20 protein-coding genes are annotated in these 23,664 nt (G+C 60.3%); 16 read left to right on the top strand and 4 right to left on the bottom strand.

The genetic code is table 11. The features are described 5' to 3' along the window. Window positions 1–4 precede the first annotated feature (4 nt). The 12 genes from ACW9IR_RS15225 to madM all read left to right on the top strand — a co-directional run bounded on the left by ACW9IR_RS15225 (window position 5) and on the right by madM (window position 14,808). Window positions 5–5,902, top strand: coding sequence for an Hpt domain-containing protein (locus ACW9IR_RS15225; RefSeq protein WP_457463968.1), 5,898 nt, complete (start codon window positions 5–7; stop codon window positions 5,900–5,902). Next, window positions 5,895–6,365, top strand: coding sequence for a chemotaxis protein CheW (locus ACW9IR_RS15230; protein WP_095049473.1), 471 nt, complete (start codon window positions 5,895–5,897; stop codon window positions 6,363–6,365). Before ACW9IR_RS15225 ends, ACW9IR_RS15230 begins: the two co-directional genes overlap by 8 nt. 532 nt (window positions 6,366–6,897) lie before the next feature. After that, entirely contained in the window at window positions 6,898–7,263 is a 366-nt protein-coding gene (locus ACW9IR_RS15235; protein ID WP_093429845.1) for a DUF6124 family protein, read from the top strand. Window positions 7,264–7,560: 297 nt separating this feature from the next. Beyond that, complete coding sequence (gene mdcA / locus ACW9IR_RS15240) at window positions 7,561–9,231, top strand: malonate decarboxylase subunit alpha (protein ID WP_093429846.1); 1,671 nt, start codon at window positions 7,561–7,563, stop codon at window positions 9,229–9,231. After that, entirely contained in the window at window positions 9,231–10,103 is an 873-nt protein-coding gene (locus ACW9IR_RS15245) for a triphosphoribosyl-dephospho-CoA synthase (protein WP_457463971.1), read from the top strand. The genes mdcA and ACW9IR_RS15245 overlap by 1 nt, the downstream gene beginning before the upstream one ends. Next, window positions 10,103–10,402, top strand: coding sequence for a malonate decarboxylase subunit delta (locus ACW9IR_RS15250; RefSeq protein WP_007913697.1), 300 nt, complete (start codon window positions 10,103–10,105; stop codon window positions 10,400–10,402). Before ACW9IR_RS15245 ends, ACW9IR_RS15250 begins: the two co-directional genes overlap by 1 nt. Beyond that, window positions 10,395–11,246 (top strand): biotin-independent malonate decarboxylase subunit beta, encoded by an 852-nt coding sequence (locus tag ACW9IR_RS15255; RefSeq protein WP_457463973.1) that lies wholly within the window; start codon window positions 10,395–10,397, stop codon window positions 11,244–11,246. Before ACW9IR_RS15250 ends, ACW9IR_RS15255 begins: the two co-directional genes overlap by 8 nt. After that, a complete protein-coding gene (gene mdcE / locus ACW9IR_RS15260) occupies window positions 11,243–12,028 on the top strand; it encodes a biotin-independent malonate decarboxylase subunit gamma (protein ID WP_102901318.1) in 786 nt (261 codons plus the stop codon). Before ACW9IR_RS15255 ends, mdcE begins: the two co-directional genes overlap by 4 nt. Then, window positions 12,022–12,642 carry a malonate decarboxylase holo-ACP synthase gene (locus ACW9IR_RS15265; protein ID WP_457463975.1) on the top strand — a complete coding sequence of 207 codons (621 nt, stop codon included), beginning with the start codon at window positions 12,022–12,024 and terminating at the stop codon, window positions 12,640–12,642. Before mdcE ends, ACW9IR_RS15265 begins: the two co-directional genes overlap by 7 nt. Next, window positions 12,639–13,559: a malonate decarboxylase subunit epsilon gene (gene mdcH / locus ACW9IR_RS15270; RefSeq protein WP_457463977.1), complete on the top strand. Its 921-nt coding sequence runs from the start codon at window positions 12,639–12,641 to the stop codon at window positions 13,557–13,559. Before ACW9IR_RS15265 ends, mdcH begins: the two co-directional genes overlap by 4 nt. Window positions 13,560–13,625: 66 nt before the next feature. Next, window positions 13,626–14,042 (top strand): malonate transporter subunit MadL, encoded by a 417-nt coding sequence (gene madL / locus ACW9IR_RS15275; protein ID WP_038358777.1) that lies wholly within the window; start codon window positions 13,626–13,628, stop codon window positions 14,040–14,042. A 1-nt stretch (window position 14,043) separates the two neighbouring features. Further along, complete coding sequence (gene madM, locus ACW9IR_RS15280) at window positions 14,044–14,808, top strand: malonate transporter subunit MadM (RefSeq protein WP_007913704.1); 765 nt, start codon at window positions 14,044–14,046, stop codon at window positions 14,806–14,808. Between the two features lie 305 nt (window positions 14,809–15,113). Here madM and ACW9IR_RS15285 read toward each other — a convergent pair whose 3' ends face one another. Then, window positions 15,114–16,034 carry a LysR family transcriptional regulator gene (locus tag ACW9IR_RS15285; RefSeq protein ID WP_095112783.1) on the bottom strand — a complete coding sequence of 307 codons (921 nt, stop codon included), beginning with the start codon at window positions 16,032–16,034 and terminating at the stop codon, window positions 15,114–15,116. Between the two features lie 141 nt (window positions 16,035–16,175). Here ACW9IR_RS15285 and trhA point away from each other — a divergent pair, with 141 nt between their 5' ends. Continuing rightward, entirely contained in the window at window positions 16,176–16,793 is a 618-nt protein-coding gene (gene trhA, locus ACW9IR_RS15290; protein ID WP_038358773.1) for a PAQR family membrane homeostasis protein TrhA, read from the top strand. 130 nt (window positions 16,794–16,923) lie between these two features. On the opposite strand, the gene ACW9IR_RS15295 is transcribed toward trhA, so the two are convergent. Together ACW9IR_RS15295 and ACW9IR_RS15300 are read right to left on the bottom strand one after the other, a co-directional pair. Further along, the gene (locus ACW9IR_RS15295; RefSeq protein ID WP_102901314.1) at window positions 16,924–17,643 is read right to left on the bottom strand and encodes a 16S rRNA (uracil(1498)-N(3))-methyltransferase; all 720 of its coding nucleotides are present in this window, start codon (window positions 17,641–17,643) and stop codon (window positions 16,924–16,926) included. 143 nt (window positions 17,644–17,786) lie between these two features. Further along, the gene (locus ACW9IR_RS15300; RefSeq protein ID WP_102901313.1) at window positions 17,787–19,193 is read right to left on the bottom strand and encodes an adenosylmethionine--8-amino-7-oxononanoate transaminase; all 1,407 of its coding nucleotides are present in this window, start codon (window positions 19,191–19,193) and stop codon (window positions 17,787–17,789) included. A gap of 223 nt (window positions 19,194–19,416) precedes the next feature. On the opposite strand from ACW9IR_RS15300, the gene ACW9IR_RS15305 reads away from it, so the two are divergent. Beyond that, window positions 19,417–21,186: a flavin monoamine oxidase family protein gene (locus ACW9IR_RS15305; RefSeq protein ID WP_457463981.1), complete on the top strand. Its 1,770-nt coding sequence runs from the start codon at window positions 19,417–19,419 to the stop codon at window positions 21,184–21,186. 371 nt (window positions 21,187–21,557) lie between these two features. On the opposite strand, the gene ACW9IR_RS15310 is transcribed toward ACW9IR_RS15305, so the two are convergent. Beyond that, the gene (locus ACW9IR_RS15310; RefSeq protein WP_457463983.1) at window positions 21,558–21,842 is read right to left on the bottom strand and encodes a hypothetical protein; all 285 of its coding nucleotides are present in this window, start codon (window positions 21,840–21,842) and stop codon (window positions 21,558–21,560) included. Window positions 21,843–22,379: 537 nt separating this feature from the next. Here ACW9IR_RS15310 and ACW9IR_RS15315 point away from each other — a divergent pair. Beyond that, window positions 22,380–22,931 carry a cytochrome b gene (locus tag ACW9IR_RS15315; RefSeq protein WP_457463985.1) on the top strand — a complete coding sequence of 184 codons (552 nt, stop codon included), beginning with the start codon at window positions 22,380–22,382 and terminating at the stop codon, window positions 22,929–22,931. 31 nt (window positions 22,932–22,962) lie between these two features. After that, on the top strand, window positions 22,963–23,541 hold the full coding sequence (locus ACW9IR_RS15320) for a YceI family protein (protein WP_102901310.1): 579 nt from the start codon (window positions 22,963–22,965) through the stop codon (window positions 23,539–23,541). Window positions 23,542–23,664 lie beyond the last annotated feature (123 nt).

Here is a 23,664-nt window from a genome sequence, read left to right on the forward strand (position 1 = left end):
GGTTATGGGTGATCGGCACGACTATGTGGCCCTCGAATGGGTCAAAGGCGAAATTGCCGAAACGCTGAGGCTGGCGCATCAGGCGATTGAAGCCGTGCTCGATGATCCGCAGGCTTTTCCCGGGCTGGACGAGTGCCTGGATTACATCCATCAGGTCCACGGCAGTTTGCAGATGGTCGAGTTCTACGGCGCAGCCTTGCTCGCCGAAGAAATGGAACATCTGGTCGAAGCCCTGCAGCATGAGCGCGTCAGCCATCGCGACGAAGCCCTGCATCTGTTGCTGCAAGCCCTCGGGCAATTGCCGATCTACCTCGACCGCGTGCAGAGCGCTCGCCGCGATTTGCCGTTGGTGGTGCTGCCGCTGCTCAACGATCTGCGCAGTGCTCGTGGCGAAAGCCTGTTGTCTGAAACCAGCCTGTTCAGCCCGCAACTGCCTGAGTTACTGCCCTTGAGCGCCGAAGCACTGGCGCGGCTTGAGCCGGCAGAGCTGCCGAACGTGCTGCGCAAATTACGCCAGATGCTGCAAATGGCTTTGGTCGGTTTGCTGCGCGAGCAGGATGACCAGACCCACCTCGGTTATCTGGCCAAAGTCTTTACCCGCCTCGAAGCGCTGAGCGGTGATTCGCCGCTGAGCCCCCTGTGGCAAGTCGCCTCGGCGCTGGTCGAAGGCATGCGCGAAGGTGTGATCGCCAACAGTCCGGCGCTGCGCAGCCTGTTCAAGGACGCCGACAAAGAACTCAAACGCCTGCTCGAGCAGGGCATGACCGGGCTCAATCATCCGGCGCCCGCGGAGCTGCTGAAAAGCCTGTTGTTCTATATTGCCAAAGCCGAACATCCCACCGGGCAGATGCTGACCATGAAAGATCGCTACTCCCTGGACGACGCGTTGCCCGACAGCGCGATGGTCGACGAAGAACGCGCGCGCCTGGCCGGCCCCGACCGCGATGCGATGCGCTCGGTGCTGGCGGCATTGTGCGAAGAGCTGGTGCGGGTCAAGGAACGCCTCGACCTGTTCGTGCGCAGCGACCGTCAGCACACTTCGGATCTGGAGAGCCTACTGGCGCCGCTGCGGCAGATCGCCGACACGTTGGCCGTGCTCGGTTTCGGCCAGCCGCGCAAAGTGATCATCGATCAATTGGCCGTGGTACTCAGCCTTGCCCAAGGCCAGCGCGAGCCGAATGACGCGATCCTCATGGACGTTGCCGGTGCGCTGCTGTACGTAGAAGCGACGTTGGCCGGAATGGTCGGCACCGTTGAGCCGGAAAGCCCGGAAGATTCGCGCCTGCCGACCACCGACCTGACGCAGATCCATCAGATCGTCATCAAGGAAGCACGCATCTGCCTGCAACAGGCCAAGGACATGATCGTCGACTACATCGACGCCGATTGGGATCGCCAGCAACTGCAACCGCTGCCGGCGCTGCTGACCCAAGTGCGCGGTGCGCTGGCGATGATTCCACTCAACCGTGCGGCGAGTCTGGTCGAAGCCTGCAACGGTTTTATCCGCGAACATTTGCTGCTCGATCCGCATGAGCCGGGTTGGGAACAACTCGATCATCTGGCCGATGTCATCAGCAGCCTCGAGTATTACCTCGAACGCTTGAGCGACGACCCGCAGGCACCCGGCGAGCAATTGCTGGATGTTGCGCAGAAATCCCTCGCCAGTCTGGGCTTCTTTCCAAATGAACCGCATGTGCCCGTGCTCGACGACGTGCTCAGCCCCAGCGAAGCGCTGGTGATGCAGGACATGCAGGCGCTCGACGATCCGGAAACCGTACAGTCGCTGGCCGACGTTCTGGCCAGCCCGGTTTCTGCGGTTAACCCGCCGGCATTGAGCACGCCCGGCAGCCTGATGCCGCCACCGGCCGATGAAGAGCCGGTCGACGATGAACTGCGCGAAGTGTTCCTTGAAGAAACCGATGAGGTCCTCGAAGTTCTCCACGAATACCTGCCGCGCTGGTCGGCCAATCCGCAGGATCGCGCCGCGCTGACTGAACTGCGCCGCGCCTTCCACACCTTGAAGGGCAGCGGGCGCATGGTCCGCGCGCTGATCCTCGGCGAGCTGGCGTGGGCGGTGGAAAACCTGCTCAACCGTGTGCTCGAACAAAGCGTCGAACCCGGCTCAGTGGTGCAGCAACTGCTCACCGACACGGTGTTGTTGCTGCCCGAGTTGATCAACGAATTCGCCACCAACAGCCAGCGCCAGCGCAGCGATGTCGATCAACTCGCCGCCCGCGCCCACGCCTTGGCCAAAGGCGATGAACCGCTGGCCGCCGAAGACGTCGACGATGTGGCGGCACTCGATCCGTTGTTGCTGGAGATCTTCCGCAACGAAGCCGAAACCCACCTCGCCAGCCTCAACCGTTTTCTCGATCAGGCCGCCGAGCATGTGCCGTTGCAGGCCAGTGACGAGTTGCAACGCGCCTTGCACACGCTCAAGGGCAGTGCGTCGATGGCTGGCGTATTGCCGATTGCTGAACTTGCTGCGCCGCTCGATCAACTGGCCCGCGAGTTCAAGGCGCACCAGTTGCCGCTGGACCTCGACGAAGTGGAATTGCTGCTTGAAGCCGAGGGTCTGTTCCGCGTCGGTCTGCGTCAGCTCAAGCATGATCCGCTGGCGCCGATTGTTGGTGCGCAGTCGCTGATCAAACGCTCGGAAACCCTGCTTGCCGAGCGTCTGGCGTCGATCCTCGATGCGCCCAATACCGGCCTGCGGGTCAAGCGCGATCCGCAACTGATCACTAACTTCCTCGCTCAAGGCATGGACATCTTGCTGGATGCTGAGAGCCTGCTACAGCGCTGGCAACAACACCCCGGCGAGCGTCAGGAACTCAGCGCCTTGCTGGATGAACTGACCACCCTTGGCGAAGGCGCGCATTTGGCGGATTTGCTGCCGGTGGATGTGTTGTGCGAAGCCTTGCTCGATCTCTACGGCGCCGTGGAAGAAAGCAGCCTGGCGGTCAGCGAGCAGTTTTTCCAGGAAGCGCAGAACGCCCATGAAGCGCTGATCAACATGCTCGATGAACTGGCTGCCGGTCAGGAAGTCACGCCGCAGCCAGAGCGGATTCGGGCGTTGCATGATCTGCTCGATCAGAGCCTCGATCCTTCTTCCATGGGCCTGATTCGCAGCGATGGCAGCCGCACCCTGAGCATCCGTGAACTGGGCAGCGCCACCGCCGAGTTGCAGCAAAAGGCAACGGCGCTTGAACCCGATGACGAGATTGTCGAGATCTTCCTCGAAGAGGCGGTGGACATTCTCGACAGCTCAGGCCAGGCCTTGCAGCGCTGGTTGAGCGACCCGGACAATGCCGCGCCGCTGTCCTCGTTGCAGCGCGATTTGCATACGCTCAAGGGCGGCGCGCGGATGGCCGAAGTCGAGGCCATCGGCGATCTGGCCCAGGAGCTGGAAAGCCTTTACGAAGGTCTGGTCGATCGTCGCTTCAACTACAGCGAAACCTTGAGGCGTCTGCTGCTCAAGAGTCATGAGCGTTTGGCGCTGCTGCTTGAACAACTGCAACAACATCAGCCACTGACCCCGGCGCAGGATTTGATCGAAACCCTGCGTCAGGTGCGTCAAGGCCAGGCCGTCAGCGAAACGCCCCAGCCAGCGGCCGATCACGACAGTGCCGGTCACGACCCGGAGTTGCTGGAAATCTTCCTCGAAGAAGGTTTCGACATCATCGAAAACTCCGGCGCCGCACTGCTGCGCTGGCAGGCCGAGCCGGGCAATCGCCAGGAAGTGGAAACCCTGCTGCGCGATCTGCACACCCTCAAGGGCGGCGCGCGGATGGTCGAGATCGGCCCGATCGGCGACCTTGCCCATGAGTTGGAATACCTTTACGAAAGTCTCTCGACCGGGGCGTTGCAGCCATCGGCGGAGCTGTTTGCGCTGGTGCAGCGCGGTCATGATCGCTTGGCACAAATGCTCGATGGCGTGCGCGCCGGGCAACCGTGTCCGCCGGCGGATCGGTTGATCAATGCGATCCAGAATTTCAGTCACCCGGTGGCGGTAGAAACACCGCCAGTGCTGTCTGTTCCGGTTAAGACTGACGCGGCGCCGCCGGCTGCCGAGGCTGGCGCGGACATGGTCAAGGTCTCCGCCGAACTGCTTGATGAACTGGTCAATCTGGCCGGCGAAACCTCGATCTTCCGTGGTCGTATCGAACAGCAAGTCAACGATGCGCAGATTGCCCTGAACGAGATGGAAACCACCATCGAACGCATGCGGGATCAGTTGCGCCGCCTCGACACCGAAACCCAGGGGCGGATTCTCAGCCGCCAGCAAGTCGATGCCGAACGCCTCGGCTACGAAGAATTCGACCCGCTGGAAATGGACCGTCATTCGCAGTTGCAGCAACTGTCGCGGGCGCTGTTCGAATCGGCATCGGACTTGCTCGACCTCAAGGAAACCCTCGACCGTCGCAACCACGACGCCGAGAACCTGTTGCAACAACAGGGCCGCATCAACACCGAATTGCAGGAAGGCCTGATGCGCACGCGCATGGTGCCGTTCGAGCGCATGTTGCCGCGTTTGAAACGCATCGTCCGTCAGGTCGCTGAAGAGCTGGACAAGGACGTTGCCTTCGTCGTCGGCAACGCTGAAGGCGAGATGGATCGCAACGTGCTCGAGCGCATGGCCGCGCCGCTGGAACACATGCTGCGCAATGCCGTCGACCATGGTCTGGAGTCCGCCGAAGTGCGGCTGGCGGCGGGTAAACCGGCGCAAGGACAGATCAGCCTCGACCTGTCCCGCGAGGGCGGCGACATCGTTTTCGATATTCGCGACGACGGTGCCGGGGTGCCACTGGAAGCGGTGCGGCGCAAGGCGATCAAGCGCGGCATGCTCGCGCCGGAAGCGGAGATCAGCGACCGCGACGTGTTGCAGTTCATCCTCCAGCCGGGATTCTCGACCGCCGAAAAAATCACGCAGATTTCCGGACGTGGCGTCGGCATGGACGTGGTGCACGAAGAAGTGCGGCAGCTCGGCGGCAGCATGAGCATCGATTCGGTGCCGGGGCAGGGCGTGCATTTCCGCATTCGTCTGCCGTTCACCGTGTCGGTCAACCGCGCGTTGATGGTGCAGTGTGGCGAGGATCAATATGCGATTCCGCTGAACACCATCGAAGGCATCGTCCGCGTGCTGCCGAATGATCTGGAAGCGCACTTCCGGGTTGATCCGCCGCGTTACCAGTACGGCGGCCAGACCTATGAACTCTGCTACCTCGGCGAGCTGCTGAAAACTGCGCCACGACCGAAACTGCTCGGCCAGAACCTGCCATTGCCGGTGCTGCTGGTGCACTACAACGACCGGCGCATCGCGGTGCTGGTCGATACCATGGCCGGCACCCGCGAGATCGTGGTCAAGAGCCTTGGTGCGCAATTCGCGGCAGTGCAGGGCGTATCCGGCGCGACGATTCTTGGCGATGGTCGGGTGGTGCTGATTCTCGATCTGCTCGCGCCAATCCGCGCGATGCAAGCGCGGATTGTGCAGCCGCCGTCACTGCCGGAGATCGACAGCGAACCGCACAAACCGCTGCTGGTGATGGTGGTCGACGACTCGGTCACCGTGCGCAAGGTCACCAGCCGCTTGCTCGAGCGTCACGGCATGAACGTGCTGACCGCCAAGGACGGTGTCGACGCCATGCTGCTGCTCGAAGAACACATGCCCGACCTGATGCTGCTCGACATCGAAATGCCGCGCATGGACGGCTTCGAAGTCGCCACCCAGGTGCGCAATGACGAACGCCTGCAACACCTGCCGATCATCATGATCACCTCACGTACCGGGCAGAAACACCGCGACCGTGCCATGGCCATCGGCGTCAACGACTACCTCGGCAAGCCGTATCAAGAGTCGGTGCTGCTTGAAAGCATTGCCCAGTGGAGCAAGAAACATGCATGAGCGCCGGCATAATCAGCGCAGCAGCCAACTGACCGGGTTGCTGCTGCCGCTGGCGGATCGCAATTTGATCCTGCCTAACGTCGCTGTCGCTGAGTTGATCGATTACCAGGCCAGTGCCTTCGATCTGGATACGCCGCCGTGGTATCTCGGCAAGGTTACGTGGCGTGAGCGGCAGATTCCGCTGCTGAGTTTTGAGTCGGCGTGCGGGCAGAAAATCGTCATTGGCGAGCGCGCGCGGATTGTCATCCTCAATGCTCTCGGCGGGTTGCCGGAGCTGAAGTTCATTGCGCTGCTGGTGCAGGGGATTCCGCGTTCGTACAAGCTCGACAGTCAGTTGAGTTATGTCGATGTGCCGTTGTGTGGGCTGGAGCAGGCGGCGGTGCAGGTCGGGGAGCAGGTGGCGAAGGTGCCGGATTTGTTGGGGTTGGAGAAGTTGTTGGTGGATGCTGGGCTCGTTCACTGATCCTGGGTTTGCGGTGATCTTGCTGGCCTCTTCGCGAGCAAGCTCGCTCCCACAGTGGGCTTATGTCGTACACAAAATCTGCGTTCTCTGAAGATATCCTGTGGGAGCGAGCTTGCTCGCGAAGGCGTCAGTCGCCACACCTCAATCCGACAGACAAGTGGTCAATCTCTGTGCGCAATAAACGCCTTTCAGTCGCGTTGTTTAAAGACACTAGGTGTTACGGCTCACCAGCCTACAAATCCTTGCGCCGCTGCCTACGCATGCACCAGAATCCGCCGGCTTGTGCGCCTTGGGCATGCTGCGTAACTTGATTCCGTCACTGATTTCCAGTGATCGGGTTTAGTAGCCCGTCATATTTGGGGCGTATAGCTCATCAGACAGTCAGGTACTCCATACCTGCACTTTATGGTGGTTGTGCGCAGGGCGCTTCGGCGCGCCGGTTTCCCAGATCCCCGGTCTACTAACCTGCGCACAGCTGCCTCCACTTCTTTTAGTAGGGAAGCGGTGGCTAGCCCGAATGAGGATCTGGTAAATGTTCAAAGTAACGCCAAACCCGCCGGTCACCGACCCGGCATCCCCCTACGAATCCCCCGACTCCAAGAAATTCCACGAAGCCGCCGAGCGCGCCCTCGACCATTACCTCGGCCCGACCAACGCCGACCTGATGGCCACGCCTTACACCCCCAACACGCTGTACATGGCCAACCCCAATGCCGACACCGAATCCCTGCTGGCCGACGCCAGTGAAACCCTTGGCTCGGCTACTGTGATGCTCAACAACCATGCGGCAATGGTGGAAGGTACGCACCGCAAGACTGTGCAAGGTATTGCGCAGGTGGTGATGGTGGCGGAGATGGCGGTCAACCGTTTGTTGGACAGGTTGGTGCCGACGGAGTGACTTAAAAGCCGACCCTCACCCCAGCCCTCTCCCGGAGGGAGAGGGGGCCGACCGAGGTGTCTGGCGTCATACATCGACCTGAAAAACCGAGTCGATTATGGATTCGGTAAAGCACGATCAGGTCGGCGTATCCCTTGAGCATCCCCCAATCAGTCCCCTCTCCCTCCGGGAGAGGGCTAGGGTGAGGGCGGCTCTTGATCATTACCCTGAGCGTAACGATTCACCACCGCGCTTGATTGATGCCCCCACCCCACACGCCTACCTTAGCTCCACGACAGCGAACCCCGTGGAGTGAGCATGACAACAACAATTTCCCCCGACTCGCGCTGGACGCGGCGGCGCGATGAGAAGCAGCGCCGCCTCGACAAGGTGCGCGGGCTGGCCGACGGTGTGGTGTTGCCCACCGACAAGATCGTCGCCGCGCTCGAAGCGCTGATCCACCCCGGCGACCGTGTGGTACTCGAGGGCAACAACCAGAAGCAAGCGGATTTCCTTTCGCGCTCACTGGCCAAGGCAGACCCGGAAAAGCTCCACGACCTGCACATGATCATGCCCAGCGTCGGCCGCTCCGAGCACCTTGATCTGTTCGAACGCGGCATCGCCCGCAAGCTGGATTTCTCCTTCGCCGGCACCCAGAGCCTGCGCATCAGCCAGTTACTCGAAGACGGCCTGCTAGAAATCGGCGCGATCCACACTTACATCGAACTCTATGCACGGCTGGTGGTGGACCTGATCCCCAACGTCGTGCTCTCGGCCGGGTTTATGGCCGACCGCGCCGGCAACATCTACACCGGCCCCAGTACCGAAGACACCCCGGCATTGATCGAACCGGCCGCGTTCAGCGACGGCATCGTCATCGTCCAGGTCAACCAATTGGTCGACGACGTCAGCGAGCTCCCTCGCGTAGACATCCCCGCGTCATGGGTCGATTTCGTCGTGGTCGCCGACAAGCCGTTCTACATCGAACCGCTGTTCACCCGCGACCCACGCCACATCAAGCCCGTGCATGTGCTGATGGCGATGATGGCGATCCGTGGCATCTACGAAAAACACAACGTGCAGTCGCTCAACCACGGCATCGGCTTCAACACCGCCGCCATCGAATTGATCCTGCCGACCTACGGCGAATCCCTCGGCCTCAAAGGCAAGATCTGCCGCAACTGGACGCTGAATCCGCATCCGACGCTGATCCCGGCGATTGAAAGCGGTTGGGTCGAAAGCGTGCATTGCTTCGGCACCGAACTGGGCATGGAAAACTACATCGCCGCCCGCCCGGACGTGTTCTTCACCGGCCGTGACGGTTCACTGCGTTCCAACCGGATGTTCTGCCAACTCGCCGGGCAATACGCGGTGGATCTGTTTATCGGCGCGACGCTGCAAGTCGATGGCGATGGCCATTCCTCAACCGTGACCCGAGGCCGCCTCGCCGGTTTCGGCGGTGCGCCGAACATGGGCCACGACCCGCGCGGTCGCCGTCACGGCACCCCGGCGTGGCTGGATATGCGTCATGACGACTCGCAGCAACCGATGCTCGAACGCGGCAAAAAGCTCGTGGTGCAAATGGTTGAGACGTTCCAGGAGGGCGGCAAACCGACCTTCGTCGAAACCCTCGACGCGGTCGAGGTGGCGAAGAAAAGCGGCATGCCGCTGGCGCCGATCATGATTTACGGCGACGACGTCACCCACCTGCTGACCGAAGAAGGCATCGCCTACCTGTACAAGGCGCGCTCGCTGGAAGAACGCCAGGCGATGATCGCCGCCGTCGCGGGTGTCACCGCCATCGGCCTGCGCCACAACCCGAAAGACACCGAACGCATGCGCCGCGAAGGCCTGATCGCCTTGCCCGAAGACCTCGGCATCCGCCGCACCGACGCCACTCGCGAATTGCTCGCGGCGAAAAGCGTGGCCGATCTGGTCGAGTGGTCCGGCGGCCTGTACAACCCGCCCGCCAAATTCAGGAGCTGGTAATGCACGCATTTAACCTGCAAGCGAAACCGCTGTCCCTGGCTGATCGATTGGCCGATCTGGCGGTGGACGCGCTGATCGACGAAGCCGATCTGTCGCCGAAACCGGCGCTGGTCGACCGTCGCGGCAATGGCGCGCACACCGATCTGCACTTGGGCCTGATGCACGCTTCGGCGCTGTCGTTGTGGCCGGCGTTTAAAGAGATGGCTGAAGCGGCGGTTGCAATCGGCGAAGTCGATTCAACGTTGCGCGAAGCGATTGGCCGCATCGGCCGTGAAGGCGAGCAAGCCATGCTCACGACCACCAACGGCGTGAACACCCATCGCGGCGCCATTTGGGCGCTGGGATTATTGGTGACGGCCGCTGCACTGGAACCGCAATCTTCCAGCGCCAACGCGGTATCTCTGCGCGCCGCACGCCTAGCCATACTAGATGACCGCCACGCACCCAAACTGTTGAGCCACGGCGCGCAAGTCGCCCTGCGTTACGGCGTTCGCGGCGCTCGTGAAGAAGCACAACTCGGCTTCCCCTCGGTGCTGCAACGCGGTCTGCCACAACTCAAACGCAGCCGCGCCAACGCCAGCGGCGAACAGAACGCCCGGCTCGACGCCTTGCTCGCAATCATGACCAATCTGGCCGACACCTGCGTGCTCTACCGCGCCGGCGAAGAGGGTTTGCAGGCCATGCAACACGGCGCGCAAGCCGTGCTCGACGCCGGTGGCAGCGCCAGCCTCAGCGGTCGCCGTCGCCTGCACGAACTCGATCAACAACTCATCGCATTGAATGCCTCGCCCGGTGGCGCCGCCGACTTGCTCGCCGCCACGCTGCTGCTCGACCGTATCGAGCACAACGGCATCCTTCAGGGAGCGTTTTGATGGAAACCCTATCGTTTGAATTCCCCGCCGGGCAGCCACCACGCGGTCGTGCGCTGGTCGGTTGTGTCGGCTCGGGTGATCTGGAAGTGCTGATCGAGCCGGGTCTGGCCGGCAAGCTGACGATCAATGTGCAGACCTCGGTCAACGGCGCGCAGCTGCGCTGGCAGCATCTGTTTGCGCGGATGTTCGACGGCACCACGCCGCCGGCAATGGCCATTGATATCCACGACTTCGGCGCGACGCCGGGGGTGGTGCGCCTGCGTCTGGAACAAGGTTTCGAGGAGATCGGCCATGACTGACAGCGCCGCATTGCTTAACAAACACAGCTTCGTCGAACTCGGCGCGCGGCAACGGGCGAAAGCCTTGCTCGATGCCGGCAGCTTTCGCGAATTGCTCGACCCGTTTCAACGGGTGATGTCGCCGTGGCTTGAACGCCAGGGCGTGGTGCCGCAGGCCGATGACGGCGTGGTGATTGCCAAGGGTAGCCTCGATGGTTTGCCGGTGGTTGTTGCCGCGATTGAAGGCGCGTTTCAGGGCGGTAGCCTCGGCGAAGTCGGCGGGGCGAAGATTGCCGGCGCGTTGGAACTGGCGGCTGAAGACAACCGCAAAGGCATCCCGACTCGGGCGGTGTTGTTGCTGGAAACCGGTGGTGTGCGCTTGCAGGAAGCCAACCTCGGGCTGGCGGCGATTGCCGATATTCATGCGGCGATTGTCGATTTGCAGCAGTACCAACCGGTGGTCGGTGTGGTCGCTGGCAGTGTCGGTTGTTTCGGCGGTATGTCCATTGCCGCTGCGCTGTGCAGCTATCTGTTGGTGACTCAGGAAGCACGTCTCGGTTTGAACGGCCCGCAGGTGATTGAGCAAGAAGCCGGGATCGAAGAGTACGACTCGCGCGACCGCCCGTTCATTTGGAGTCTGACCGGTGGCGAGCAGCGGTTCGCCAGTGGTCTGGTGGATCGTTATGTCGCCGATGACGTGGCGAAGATTCGTCAGCAGGTCGGCGAATTGCTCCAGCAAGGTTTGCCAGCGAAACCACGCAGCCAGCGCGCCGAATGGTTCCTGCAACGCCTCGGAAGCCTGAACACTGACCCGCAAATCGAACCGTCGGTGGTTCGCGATCTGTATCAAGGAGAGCGCTCATGAGCAGTTATTCGTTGCGCGGCTTGAACTGGTTCAACGCCTTGAGCGCCGGGGCGAAAGCGGTAGAGGGTTTGCCGCCATCGTTGAAGGTTGCCGACGGTGAGCTAGGGCGTTTTATCGCTGTGGTTGCTGATCCGGACAATCGTTTTCCTCGCGCTCGCAATGGCGAAGTCGGGTTGCTTGAGGGCTGGGGTCTGGCCAAGGCTGTGGATGATGCGATCAGCGCTGACCGCGATAAAGCGCAGAAGCGCCCGATCATTGCCATCGTCGATGTGCCAAGCCAGGCTTATGGTCGGCGCGAAGAAGCACTTGGTATTCATCAGGCGCTGGCCGGTGCAGCGGACAGTTATGCCCGCGCACGTTTGGCTGGGCATCCGGTGATTGCGTTGCTGGTCGGTAAGGCGATGTCCGGGGCGTTTCTGGCGCATGGTTATCAGGCCAACCGTTTGATTGCGTTGCGCGATCCCGGCGTGATGGTGCATGCCATGGGCAAGGCTTCGGCGGCGCGAGTGACGTTGCGCAGTGTTGAAGAGCTGGAAGCGCTGGCCGCCAGTGTGCCTCCGATGGCTTATGACATCGACAGTTATGCGAGCCTCGGTTTGCTCTGGGAAACCCTGTCGGTGCAACAGATTGAGCAGCCGACGGCGGATGATCTTTCGAGCGTTAACGAGTGCCTGAAGCAAGCCATCGGCGATGTCGTCAGCACTGATCTGAGCAATCGTCTCGGCGCGAAAAATCGTGCGGCTTCCAGCAAAGTGCGCGAACTGTTGAGGGCGCAGTGGTGAACACGCCTCTGGCCCACGATCTGCTCTGGGGCATGGCCCCGGCGCAGTTGCCGGCGGATGCGCCGTTGTGGGCAGTCGAGTCGCTGGCTGCCGGGCAACCGGTGGTGGTGCGTCGGGCGTTGAGCGATGAGGGTTCTATCGCAGTCGGCGTGCGCGGTGTATTGCGCGAGCAGCGGTTGGCGGCGTTTATGGCGGTCGATTCGGTTGCCTGTCGGGTCAGTCCCGAAGCGCTTTGTCATGTTGAGTGCGAGCGCGATCTGCCGGTCATGCACGCGCTCAAACAACTGCGGCCGATGCTCGATGACTGCGGTTGGGTCTGGGGTGTCAGCGGCAGTGTCGGGTTTGAATTGGCCAGTAGTTTTAAAGTGATGCACGCGGCCAGTGATCTCGATCTGATTCTGCGTACACCGCAGCTGATCACGCGTAATCAGGCTCGTAAATTCGTAGAGATTTTTGATCAAGCCGAGTGCCGGATCGACATGCAGTTGCAGACGCCGTTCGGTGCTGTGGCATTGCGTGAATGGGCCAGCGGATCTGCGCGCGTGCTGCTGAAAAACGCTCATCAGGCTTGCCTGGTGATTGATCCATGGAACCCGCAGGAGCAGGCAGCGTGAGCAGTCTGCTGGTGTTCCCCGGCCAGGGCGCGCAGCAAGCGGGCATGCTGCAGCGCTTGCCTCGGGAATCGTTGGCCGAGGCCAGTGATGTGCTCGGTGAAGACGTATCGCTACTCGACTCCAGCGAAGCGTTGCGCACGACAAGGGCGGTTCAGCTGTGCCTGCTGATCGCTGGTGTCGCTGCTTCTCGGCAATTATTGCAGGACGGACTCACGGCGGATTATGTCGCCGGCCTGTCCATCGGCGCTTACCCGGCAGCAGTGGTTGCGGGGGCGTTGAGCTTCAGCGATGCGTTGCATCTGGTCAGCCTGCGCGGCGAACTGATGCAACAGGCTTATCCACAGGGCTACGGCATGACCGCGATCATCGGCCTGCAATTATCCACAGTCGAAACGCTGCTGGCGCAGGTGCACAGCGAGGATGCGCCGGTGTATCTGGCCAACATCAACGCCGACAATCAGGTGGTGATTGCCGGCAGTGACAAGGCCATGCAAGCGGTGGCCGAACTGGCGCGCAGTCGTGGCGCCGGTCTGGCGAAACGTCTGGCGGTAAGCGTGCCGTCGCACTGCCCGCTGCTGGAAAAACCGGCGCAAACCCTCGCCGAAGCCTTCGCCAAGATCGAACTGAAAACCGCGAAAATCGCTTACCTGAGCGGCAGTCGCGCGCGTCCTGTGAGCAAAGTAGAAGCGCTGCGCGACGACCTCGCCTTCAACATGTGCCGCGTGGTGGATTGGCGCGGCACCGTACAAAGCGCCTACGAGCGCGGTGTGCGTCTACAAATCGAACTGCCGCCTGGTGCGGTACTGACCGGGCTGGCGCGCCGGGTGTTCGAACAAGGCACCGTCACTGCCTTCGACAGTGCGCGTCTCGACACCCTGCAAGCGCTATTGCGTGAGGAGGGTAGCCGCCAACTCTAAACCGCCGCGACTCAAGCTTCGAACAACAAAAACAACATTCGACGATGCACTTTGAGGACTACAACAATGATTATTTACGGTGTGGCGCTGCTCGCGATCTGTACGCTGGCAGGGGTGATCATGGGTGACATGCTCGGCGTGTTGTTGGGCGTCAAATCCAATGTCGGCGGGGTCGGCATCGCCATGATCCTGTTGATCTGCGCGCGGTTGTGGATGCAGAAACGCGGCGGCATGACCAAGGAATGCGAGATGGGCGTCGGCTTCTGGGGCGCGATGTACATTCCGGTGGTGGTGGCGATGGCGGCGCAACAGAACGTTGTCACTGCGCTGCACGGTGGCCCGGTGGCGGTGCTGGCGGCGATCGGTTCGGTGGTGGTTTGTGGCTGCACGATTGCCTTGATCAGCCGCACGCATAAAGGCGAGCCATTGCCTGATGAACCGGCGGAAATCTCCCCGGTCGGCACGCCAGTAGGAGGTCGCTGATATGTGGGATCTCATCGAGAAAGGTCTGGAACATAACGGGCTGGTCACTGCATTCGCTTTTGTCGGCGTGATCATGTGGGTGTCGGTGGTTCTGTCCAAACGCCTGACGTTCGGACGCATTCACGGCTCGGCGATTGCCATCGTTATTGGTCTGGTTTTGGCGTGGGTCGGCGGCACCATGACTGGCGGCCAGAAAGGTCTGGCGGACTTGACGTTGTTTTCTGGCATCGGCCTGATGGGTGGGGCGATGCTGCGTGATTTTGCGATTGTTGCCACCGCGTTTGAAGTGCAGGCAACCGAGGCGAAGAAGGCCGGGTTGATTGGTGTGATCGCGCTGTTGTTGGGCACGATCCTGCCGTTCATTGTCGGCGCGTGCATGGCCTGGGCGTTCGGTTATCGCGATGCGGTGAGCATGACTACCATTGGCGCGGGTGCGGTGACTTACATTGTTGGGCCAGTGACTGGCGCGGCGATTGGCGCGACGTCGGATGTGATGGCGCTGTCGATTGCCACCGGGTTGATCAAGGCGATTCTGGTGATGGTCGGCACGCCGGTCGCGGCGCGCTGGATGGGCCTGGATAACCCGCGTTCGGCGATGGTGTTTGGTGGTCTGGCCGGGACGGTGAGTGGGGTGACGGCGGGGCTGGCGGCGACGGATCGGCGGTTGGTGCCTTATGGGGCGTTGACGGCTACGTTTCATACCGGGCTTGGGTGTTTGCTTGGGCCATCGCTGCTGTTTTTCATTGTTCGCGGGATTGTGGGCTGAAGATCAACAGCCCCTCACCCTAGCCCTCTCCCGGAGGGAGAGGGGACTGACCGCGTTGTTTTGGCGTTATACATCGACCTGAAATTCCTGAGTCGAACTCAGGCTTTGAAACCCATGGAGATCTGCTCCCTTTCCCCATCTAACCTTTGAGGCAGAGGGGACTGACCGAGGTTGATGTTGGAGGTACGCCGACCTGAAATTCCTGAGTCGAACTCAGGACTCGAAACCCATGCAGATCTGCTCCCTTTCCCCCTCGCCCCCTTGGGGGAGAGGGCTGGGGTGAGGGGGTAGCTCTTGATCTTGATCTAAACCCCAGCCTGCCGATTCGCATACATCCGACACTCCGCCAGCAACGCCAGCAAATTCGGATCCCTCTCCTTGGCCTTCAAAAACACCACCCCAATGTGCTGCTGCAACCGGTACTTCTCCTGCAACGGAATCAGCTTCACCCGATTCTCATACACCGCCGCAATCCGTCCCGGCAGCAACGCATAACCCACCCCCGAACTGACCATGCTCAGCAGCGTGAAGATGTCATTCACCTGCATCGCCACCTTCGGCTCGAACCCCGCCTGCTTGAACACCCGCACGCCATCCTGATGCGTGGCAAAGCCCTGGGTCAGCGTGATAAACGTTTCATCACGCACCTCGGCCAGATCCACTTCACTGCGCTGGGCGAACTTTGAATCCGCCGGGGTGGCGAGGAAGATATCGTCGGAGAACAACGCAATCTGCTCGCAGTCCGGGTCGTTGATGCTGTCGTCCAGTGACACCAGAATCGCGTCGACTTCCATGTTTTTCAGCTTGTAGAGCAGGTCGATGTTCGAGCCGAGGATCAGGTCGATGTTGAGTTCACTGCGACGGATTTTCAGGCCCATGATCAGTTGCGGCACGGTCTTCACGGTCAACGAATACAGCGAGCCAAGCTTGAAGCGTTCAGCGGAGAAACCGGCCGCTTCGCGGGTCAGGCGCACGCTTTCGACGACGTCGTTGATCAGCTTCTGCGCGCGTTCTTCGAGTACGTAAGCGCTTTCCAGCGGCGTCAGGTTGCGGCCTTCGTGTTTGAACAGCGGGCAGCGCAGGGCGCTTTCCAGCGAATGAATGGCGCGGTGCACGCTGACGTTGCTGGTCTGCAACTCGGCTGCAGCGCGGGCGAGGTTGCCGGTGCGCATGAAGGCGAGGAACACCTCGAGTTTTTTCAGGGTCAATTCTTCGTCGATCAGCATGGCGCGGACTCTTTTTGGTATCGGTCGATTGTGCCCAATTACCACGACGTGTGCAGGCTGGTGTTGAACAGAAACATTGCGCTTTTACGCTCAAGGCCCGAGCCTTGCGCGCTGCGGTAACGAATGTGAGGTGAGCAATACATGTATCACGGAGAACGATTGAACGCCTGGACCCATCTGGTCGGGGCGGTGGCGGCATTTATTGGTGGCGTGTGGATGTTGGTGATCGCCTGCCTCGACGGCAGCCCGTGGAAGATTGTCAGTGTGGCGATTTACGCTTTCACCCTGCTGGTGCTTTACAGCGCTTCAACCGTGTACCACAGCGTGCGCGGGCGCAAGAAAGCGATCATGAAGAAGGTCGATCACTTTTCGATCTACCTGTTGATTGCCGGCAGCTATACGCCGTTCTGCCTGGTGACCCTGCGCGGGCCGTGGGGCTGGACGTTGTTCGGGATTGTCTGGGGGCTGGCGCTGATTGGCATCCTGCAGGAAATCAAACCGCGTTCGGAAGCGCGGATTCTGTCGATCGTGATTTACGCGGTGATGGGCTGGATTGTGTTGGTGGCAGTCAAACCGCTGATTGCGGCGCTGGGCACCACCGGGTTTGCCTGGCTGGCGTCGGGCGGGGTTTTGTATACGGTGGGGATTATCTTTTTTGCCCTTGATCACCGGCTGCGGCATGCGCATGGGATCTGGCATTTGTTTGTGATCGCGGGGAGCTTGCTGCACTTTGTCGCGATTCTGTTTTACGTCCTCTAGAGACGCCACCATCCCCCTGTAGGAGTGAGCCTGCTCGCGATGGCGTCCTGTCAGTCGACAGCGTTTGTGGCTGATCCACCGCTATCGCGAGCAGGCTCACTCCTACAGGGGAACGTATTCCAATTGTGGATTAGAAATCCCCCCAAAGCTGCTGGGCCACCGCCAGTGCAACCACCGGCGCCGTCTCGGTGCGCAACACCCGCGGGCCGAGGCGGGCAGCATGAAAGCCGTTGCCTTTGGCCTGCTCGACTTCGGCATCCGTCAAACCGCCTTCCGGCCCGATCAAGAACGCCAAAGTCGCGGGTTTGGCATGATTCACCAACGGCTCAGCCACCGGGTGCAGCACCAGTTTCAACTCGGCTTCGGTCTGTTTGATCCAGTCTCCCAACAACACCGGCGGATGAATCACCGGCACCCGCGAACGCCCACATTGCTCACACGCGCTGATCGCCACCTGACGCCAGTGCAGCAGGCGTTTGTCGGCGCGTTCGTCTTTCAGGCGGACTTCGCAGCGATCACTGAAGATCGGGGTGATTTCATTCACGCCCAGCTCGGTGGCTTTCTGAATCGCCCAATCCATCCGCTCGCCACGGGACAGGCCTTGGCCGAGGTGGATGTGCAGCGGCGATTCGACCTGACCAGCGAATTGCTCGTCGATCTGCACGGTCACGCGCTTCTTGCCGACTTCCAGCAGGGCGCCGCGAAACTCATGGCCGGAACCGTCGAACAGCTGCACCGCATCGCCCTCGGCCATGCGCAGCACGCGGCTGATGTAATGCGCCTGGGCCTCCGGCAATTCGTGTTCGCCAGTGCTCAGGGGGGCGTCGATAAAGAAGCGGGACAGTCTCATTTCGGGTCTCTGGAAAGATGTGAATCAGGTGGATCGGTGTCGACTTCATTCGCGAGCAGGCTCGCTCCCACATTTGGAATGCATTCCCCTGTGGGAGCGAGCCTGCTCGCGAAAGCGGCAGTTCAGGCGCCACAAATTTTGAATCAGCCTGGATCGCGGAACCCCGGGTGAAAGTCTTTCGGTACCGCCACACTGACGCTGTCACGCGTGGCGATGTCGATGCCTTCGCTGGCGACTTCGGCGAGGAAGTCGATTTGCTCCGGGGTGATCACGTACGGCGGCAGGAAATACACCACGCTGCCCAGCGGACGCAGCAACGCGCCGCGCTCCAGCGCATGCTGGAACACCTTCAAGCCGCGACGTTCCTGCCAAGGGTAGGCCTCTTTCGTGGCCTTATCCTTGACCATCTCGATGGCCAGGACCATGCCGGTCTGGCGCACTTCAGACACATTGGGGTGATCGACCAGATGCGCCGTCGCCGAGGCCATGCGCTGGGCCAGGGCCTTGTTGTTCTCGATGACGTTGTCCTGCTCGAAGATATCCAGCGTCGCCAGCGCCGCCGCACACGCCAGCGGATTACCGGTGTAGCTGTGCGAATGGAGGAACGCGCGCAGGGTCGGATAGTCGTCGTAAAACGCGCTGTAGACCTCGTCGGTGGTCAGGCACGCGGCCAGCGGCAGATAGCCGCCGGTCAAGGCTTTCGACAGGCAGAGGAAGTCCGGACGAATGCCGGCCTGTTCACAGGCAAACATCGTCCCGGTGCGGCCGAAGCCAACGGCGATTTCGTCGAGAATCAGGTGCACGCCGTAGCGATCGCAGGATTCACGCAGCAACTTGAGATACACCGGGTGATACATGCGCATGCCGCCAGCGCCCTGAATCAACGGCTCGACGATCACTGCCGCGACGCTGTCATGATGCTCTGCCAAGGTCTGTTCCATGGCCGCGAACATGTTGCGCGAATGTTCCTCCCAGCTCATGCCCTCGGGGCGCCCGTAGCAATCCGGGCTCGGCACCTTGATGGTGTCCATCAGCAGCGCTTTGTAGGTTTCGGTGAACAGCGGCACATCGCCGACCGCCATCGCCGCCATGGTTTCACCGTGGTAGCTGTTGGTCAGGGTGACGAAGCGCTTCTTGTTCGGTTGGCCGCGATTGAGCCAGTAGTGAAAGCTCATTTTCAGCGCGACTTCGATGCAGGACGAACCGTTATCGGCGTAGAACACCCGATTCAGGCCTTCCGGCGTCATCTTCACCAGACGCTCGGACAGCTCGATCACTGGCTGATGACTGAAACCGGCGAGAATCACGTGCTCGAGTTGATCGACCTGATCCTTGATGCGCTGGTTGATGCGCGGGTTGGCGTGGCCAAACACGTTGACCCACCACGAGCTGACGGCGTCGAGGTAGCGCTTGCCTTCGAAGTCTTCGAGCCAGACGCCTTCACCGCGCTTGATCGGGATCAGCGGCAGCTGTTCGTGGTCTTTCATCTGGGTGCAGGGATGCCACAACACCGCGAGGTCGCGTTGCATCCACTGGTTATTCAGGCCCATTTACAGTCTCCTCGAGGCGGCTCGCGTCAGGCGCGGGCAAACAATCGCGCAAGCCTATGCAATGCGTCGCGTGGGAACAACCCATTGTGTCGATTGAGCTACTTTGTATGAGCCGATAGACGTCGCTGGCGGCGTTTTGATGGCTAACGTATTCTTCGCGGTTCTTTGGGTCGTCTGACCCGCAAAAGTGCTTTTTCCTACGTGAATTTCCGGAGTTCGCTGAATGTCTGTCGGTTGGCTGCGCGCCTGTGCGCTGGTGATGTTGGGGCTGTTCAGCGTTACAGCGCTGGCCAAGGATAAAACTGCAATCGTGATCGGCGGCGGCCTGTCGGGCCTGACCGCCGCTTATGAACTGCAAAACAAAGGCTGGCAGGTCACCCTGCTGGAAGCCAAACCTAGTCTGGGCGGGCGCTCGGGCATGGCCACCAGCGAGTGGATCGGCAACGACAAGACGCAGCCGGTGCTGAACAAGTACGTTTCGACCTTCAAGCTGGGCACCACGCCGGCACCTGAGTTCGTGCGGACCCCGGGCTATCTGATCGATGGCGAGTATTTCTCCGCCGCCGATCTGGCGACCAAGCAGCCAGCCACCGCTGATGCCTTGAAGCGCTATCAGAAAACCCTCGATGATCTGGCGCGTTCGATCGACGATCCGCAAAACCCGGCGGCGACCAGCACCCTGCACGCGCTGGACCAGATCACCGTGTCGAGCTGGCTCGACAAGCAGAACCTGCCGGCCACTGCACGTCAGTTGATCAACCAGGACATCCGCACCCACTACGACGAACCTTCGCGCCTGTCGCTGCTGTATTTCGCGCAGCAGAACCGCGTCTATCGCGGCATCTCCGACCGTGACCTGCGTGCTTCGCGTCTGGTCGGCGGCAGCCAGGTGCTGGCGCAGGCCTTCGTCAAACAGATCAAAACCATCAAGACCAACTCGCCGGTGTCGGCGATCACTCAGGACAAGGACGGCGTGACTGTCAAGGTCGGCGCTGTTGGCTATCAGGCTGACTACGTGGTGTTGGCCGTGCCATTGCGCGCGCTGAACAAGATTGCTTTGACCCCGGCGCTGGATGCCCAGCACATGGCCGCGATCAAGGGCACCAACTACGGCTGGCGCGACCAGATCATGCTGAAGTTCAAGACGCCAGTTTGGGAAAGCAAGGCGCGCATGTCCGGCGAGATCTACAGCAACACCGGTCTCGGCATGCTTTGGATCGAACCTGCCCTGAAGGGCGGCGCCAACGTGGTGATCAACCTGTCCGGCGACAATGCTCGTGTGATGCAGGCGTTTGGTGACAAGCAGATGGTCGATCAGGTGCTGATTCGTCTGCACGCGTTTTATCCACAGGCCCGTGGCTCGTTCACCGGTTATGAAATCCGTCGCTACAGCACCGACCCGTCGATGGGCGGTGCGTACCTGGCTTACGGCCCGGGGCAGATCAGCAAGTTCTGGCGCCTGTGGGAACGTCCGCTGCAACGCGTGACGTTCGCTGGCGAACACACCGACACCTTGTACCCGGGCACGCTGGAAGGCGCACTGCGCACCGGTCAGCGGGCGGCGAGTCAGGTTGAAGATCTGGCGGCGGGCAAATCGTTCGAGCCAGCCAAAGTGGTTCCGGCCGCAGCAGCGGCAGGCGCGGCGGGTGCCGTGGCGGCGAAGAAGGGCAACTTCTTCAGCAACCTGTTTGGCGGTTCGGATGACGAGAAGAAGCCTGAGCCAGTGAAGGCGCCAGAGCCGGCTCCAACTCCGGTTGCTCCAGCACCTGCGCCGACTCCGGCACCTGCGCCAGCTCCGGTGGAAGCGCCGAAGCCAGCGACTCCGGTGAAAGCTGAGCCAGCGAAGAAAGCGGCAGCCAAGCCTGCGGCGAAGAAGCCTGCGGCTAAAACCGAGACGAAAAAGCCTGCGGCGAAACCGGCAGCGAAAAAGGTTGAACCGGCGAAGAAGCCAGCAGCCAAGCCGGCAGCCACTACTGAGACGAAGGCGCAGTAAGCCTTTGCTTCAATAAAAAACGCGGCCAAATGGGCCGCGTTTTTTTTGCCAGAAGCACACACTTCAATCCTTCCCTGTGCAGTCTCAATGCTTACCGCTGCGCAGGACAATTCCCACAAAACAATCAGAACGAAATGATAGCGGCTGCCTGATCTCCAAATTTATGCTTGAAAAAATTGGAGGCGCTCGATGAAAACGCTAACGGTAGTACTTTTGTTAATGACACTTTCCGGCTGTGCCAATGGGCGTTTCTTTCCAGGTGGATATAATGCTGAACTTGCCCATCACTGCAAGATAGATCCCTATAGTGCCGATTGCTTGCAGCCGCCACCGCTTTTCACCAACTGATCAATCAAAAGAGCGGTGACCTGTTAAAAATCCCATTTATAGAACTCGGTGCCGTTCGGTAACTTTCTGAGCCATCGTTGCTTGGGTTTTCGAATCCGCCCGGGGACAAAACCGAATCGAGACCAACGCAGGTTGCCGTTGCGCTGGTCGTAAATGACCAGATTGCCATCGTCCTGCATCGTCAGGTAAGTGTTGTACCACAGCGACTTTTCGAGGCTGTGGGTGCTTTCGGCAATCCATAGTCGCCGTCTGGAGGGGTCGAAGAGAAATCCGTTATTACTGACGACAAATTGTAGTGGCTCACGCATCTTCTTTGGATGCAGAGTTGCACTGTAAGGTTGATTGTTGTCGGCAATCCAGACTATTGCTCACCTTCTTTTATCACTAGGTTGCCATCGCTGTGTAATACCAAACGGTATTGACCATTTTCGGACTGCAAATATTGCCCCGGAGACATTGTCTGGTTTGGTGGTAACTCGGAAGTGCCACCTGCTTGAAAGGGGGTATAACGAATAGCCATAGGGGTTTACCTTTTCAATGAATAGTCGAGTCATCATTTGATCAGGTGCAGGCATGCAGTCAGCGATACATAGTTATTGAGTAGAAGTTTCTCTCTCGGCGACCTTTTTGAAATCGTCGCTTGCTCCGGGGGCGAGCTGGACCGGACAGCGAAAGTCGAGCCGCATAACCCGAGCGCTGCGCGACGAAATCGCCTTTAATCTTTCCTTAACACGCCACTTCCAGACTCTTGATCGTATTTCTCGATATTTCAAAGCGAAATTTTCCGCTTTAATTCGATAGATAACTCGCTAGTCTTGGTTCGCAGTTCTCACAGGATTTGGGCAATGCAGCTACGTAACTCTTCTTCGCGCTATGGTTGGGTCAGCATCTTCATGCACTGGGGTGTGGCGCTTGTGGTCTTCGGGCTGTTCGCGCTGGGCTTGTGGATGGTCGGGCTGGATTACTACAGCAGCTGGCGCAAAGACGCGCCGGATCTGCACAAGAGCATCGGCCTAGTGTTGCTGGCCGTGATGGTGTTACGGGTGCTTTGGCGCTTTATCAGCCCACCGCCGCCGACGCTGCAAAGCTACAGCCGCATGACCCGTATCGGTGCCAGGTTCGGCCACGGGTTTCTGTATCTGGCGCTGTTCGCTGTGATGCTTGCCGGTTACCTGATTTCCACCGCAGACGGTGTCGGGATCCCGGTGTTTGGCCTGTTTGAAGTTCCTGCACTGGTTTCCGGGCTACCGGATCAGGCAGATACCGCTGGGGTGATTCATCTCTGGCTGGCGTGGGCGCTGGTAATTTTTTCCGGTCTCCATGCGTTGGCAGCATTGAAGCACCACTTTATCGATCGTGATGCGACCCTGACACGAATGCTCGGTCGCAAAGCCTGAAGTTCAACCTCGACTCAAAGGAAAAGAAAGCATGTTGAAAAAGACTCTGGCCGCTCTGGCAATCGGTTCTGCACTGCTCTCGGCTGGTCAGGCCATGGCTGCGGATTACAAAATCGACAAGGAAGGCCAGCACGCCTTCGTTGACTGGAAAATCAGCCACCTGGGTTACAGCTTCATCCACGGTACTTTCAAAGACTTCGACGGTACATTCTCGTGGGATTCGGCCAAACCTGAAGCCAGCAAGATCTCGGTTGATGTGAAAACCGCCAGTCTGTGGTCGAACCACGCTGAGCGTGACAAGCACATCGCCAGTAAAGACTTCCTGAACGTGGGCGAATTCGCTGACGCCAAGTTCGTCTCTACTGCCGTTAAATCGACCGGTGAAAAGACTGCTGACGTGACTGGCGACCTGACCTTGCACGGCGTGACCAAACCTGTGACCTTCAAGGCCACGTTCAACGGCGAGGGCAAGGATCCATGGGGCGGCGAGCGTGCTGGCTTCAACGCCAAGACCACCCTCAACCTGAACGATTTCGGGATCAAGGGCCCAGGTCCTTCCTCGCAAACCGCGGATCTGGATATCTCGCTGGAAGGTGTGAAAGTTAAGTAACTTTCGCTCCGCCACACAAAAACGCCCCCGGTTGAAAGACCGGGGGCGTTTTTTATTGCCCGCCACACACACATCCCCTGTGGGAGCGAGCCTGCTCGCGAAGGCGGCGGGTCAGTCAGCAAT

The organism is Pseudomonas sp. SDT291_1_S447, assembly GCF_054070155.1.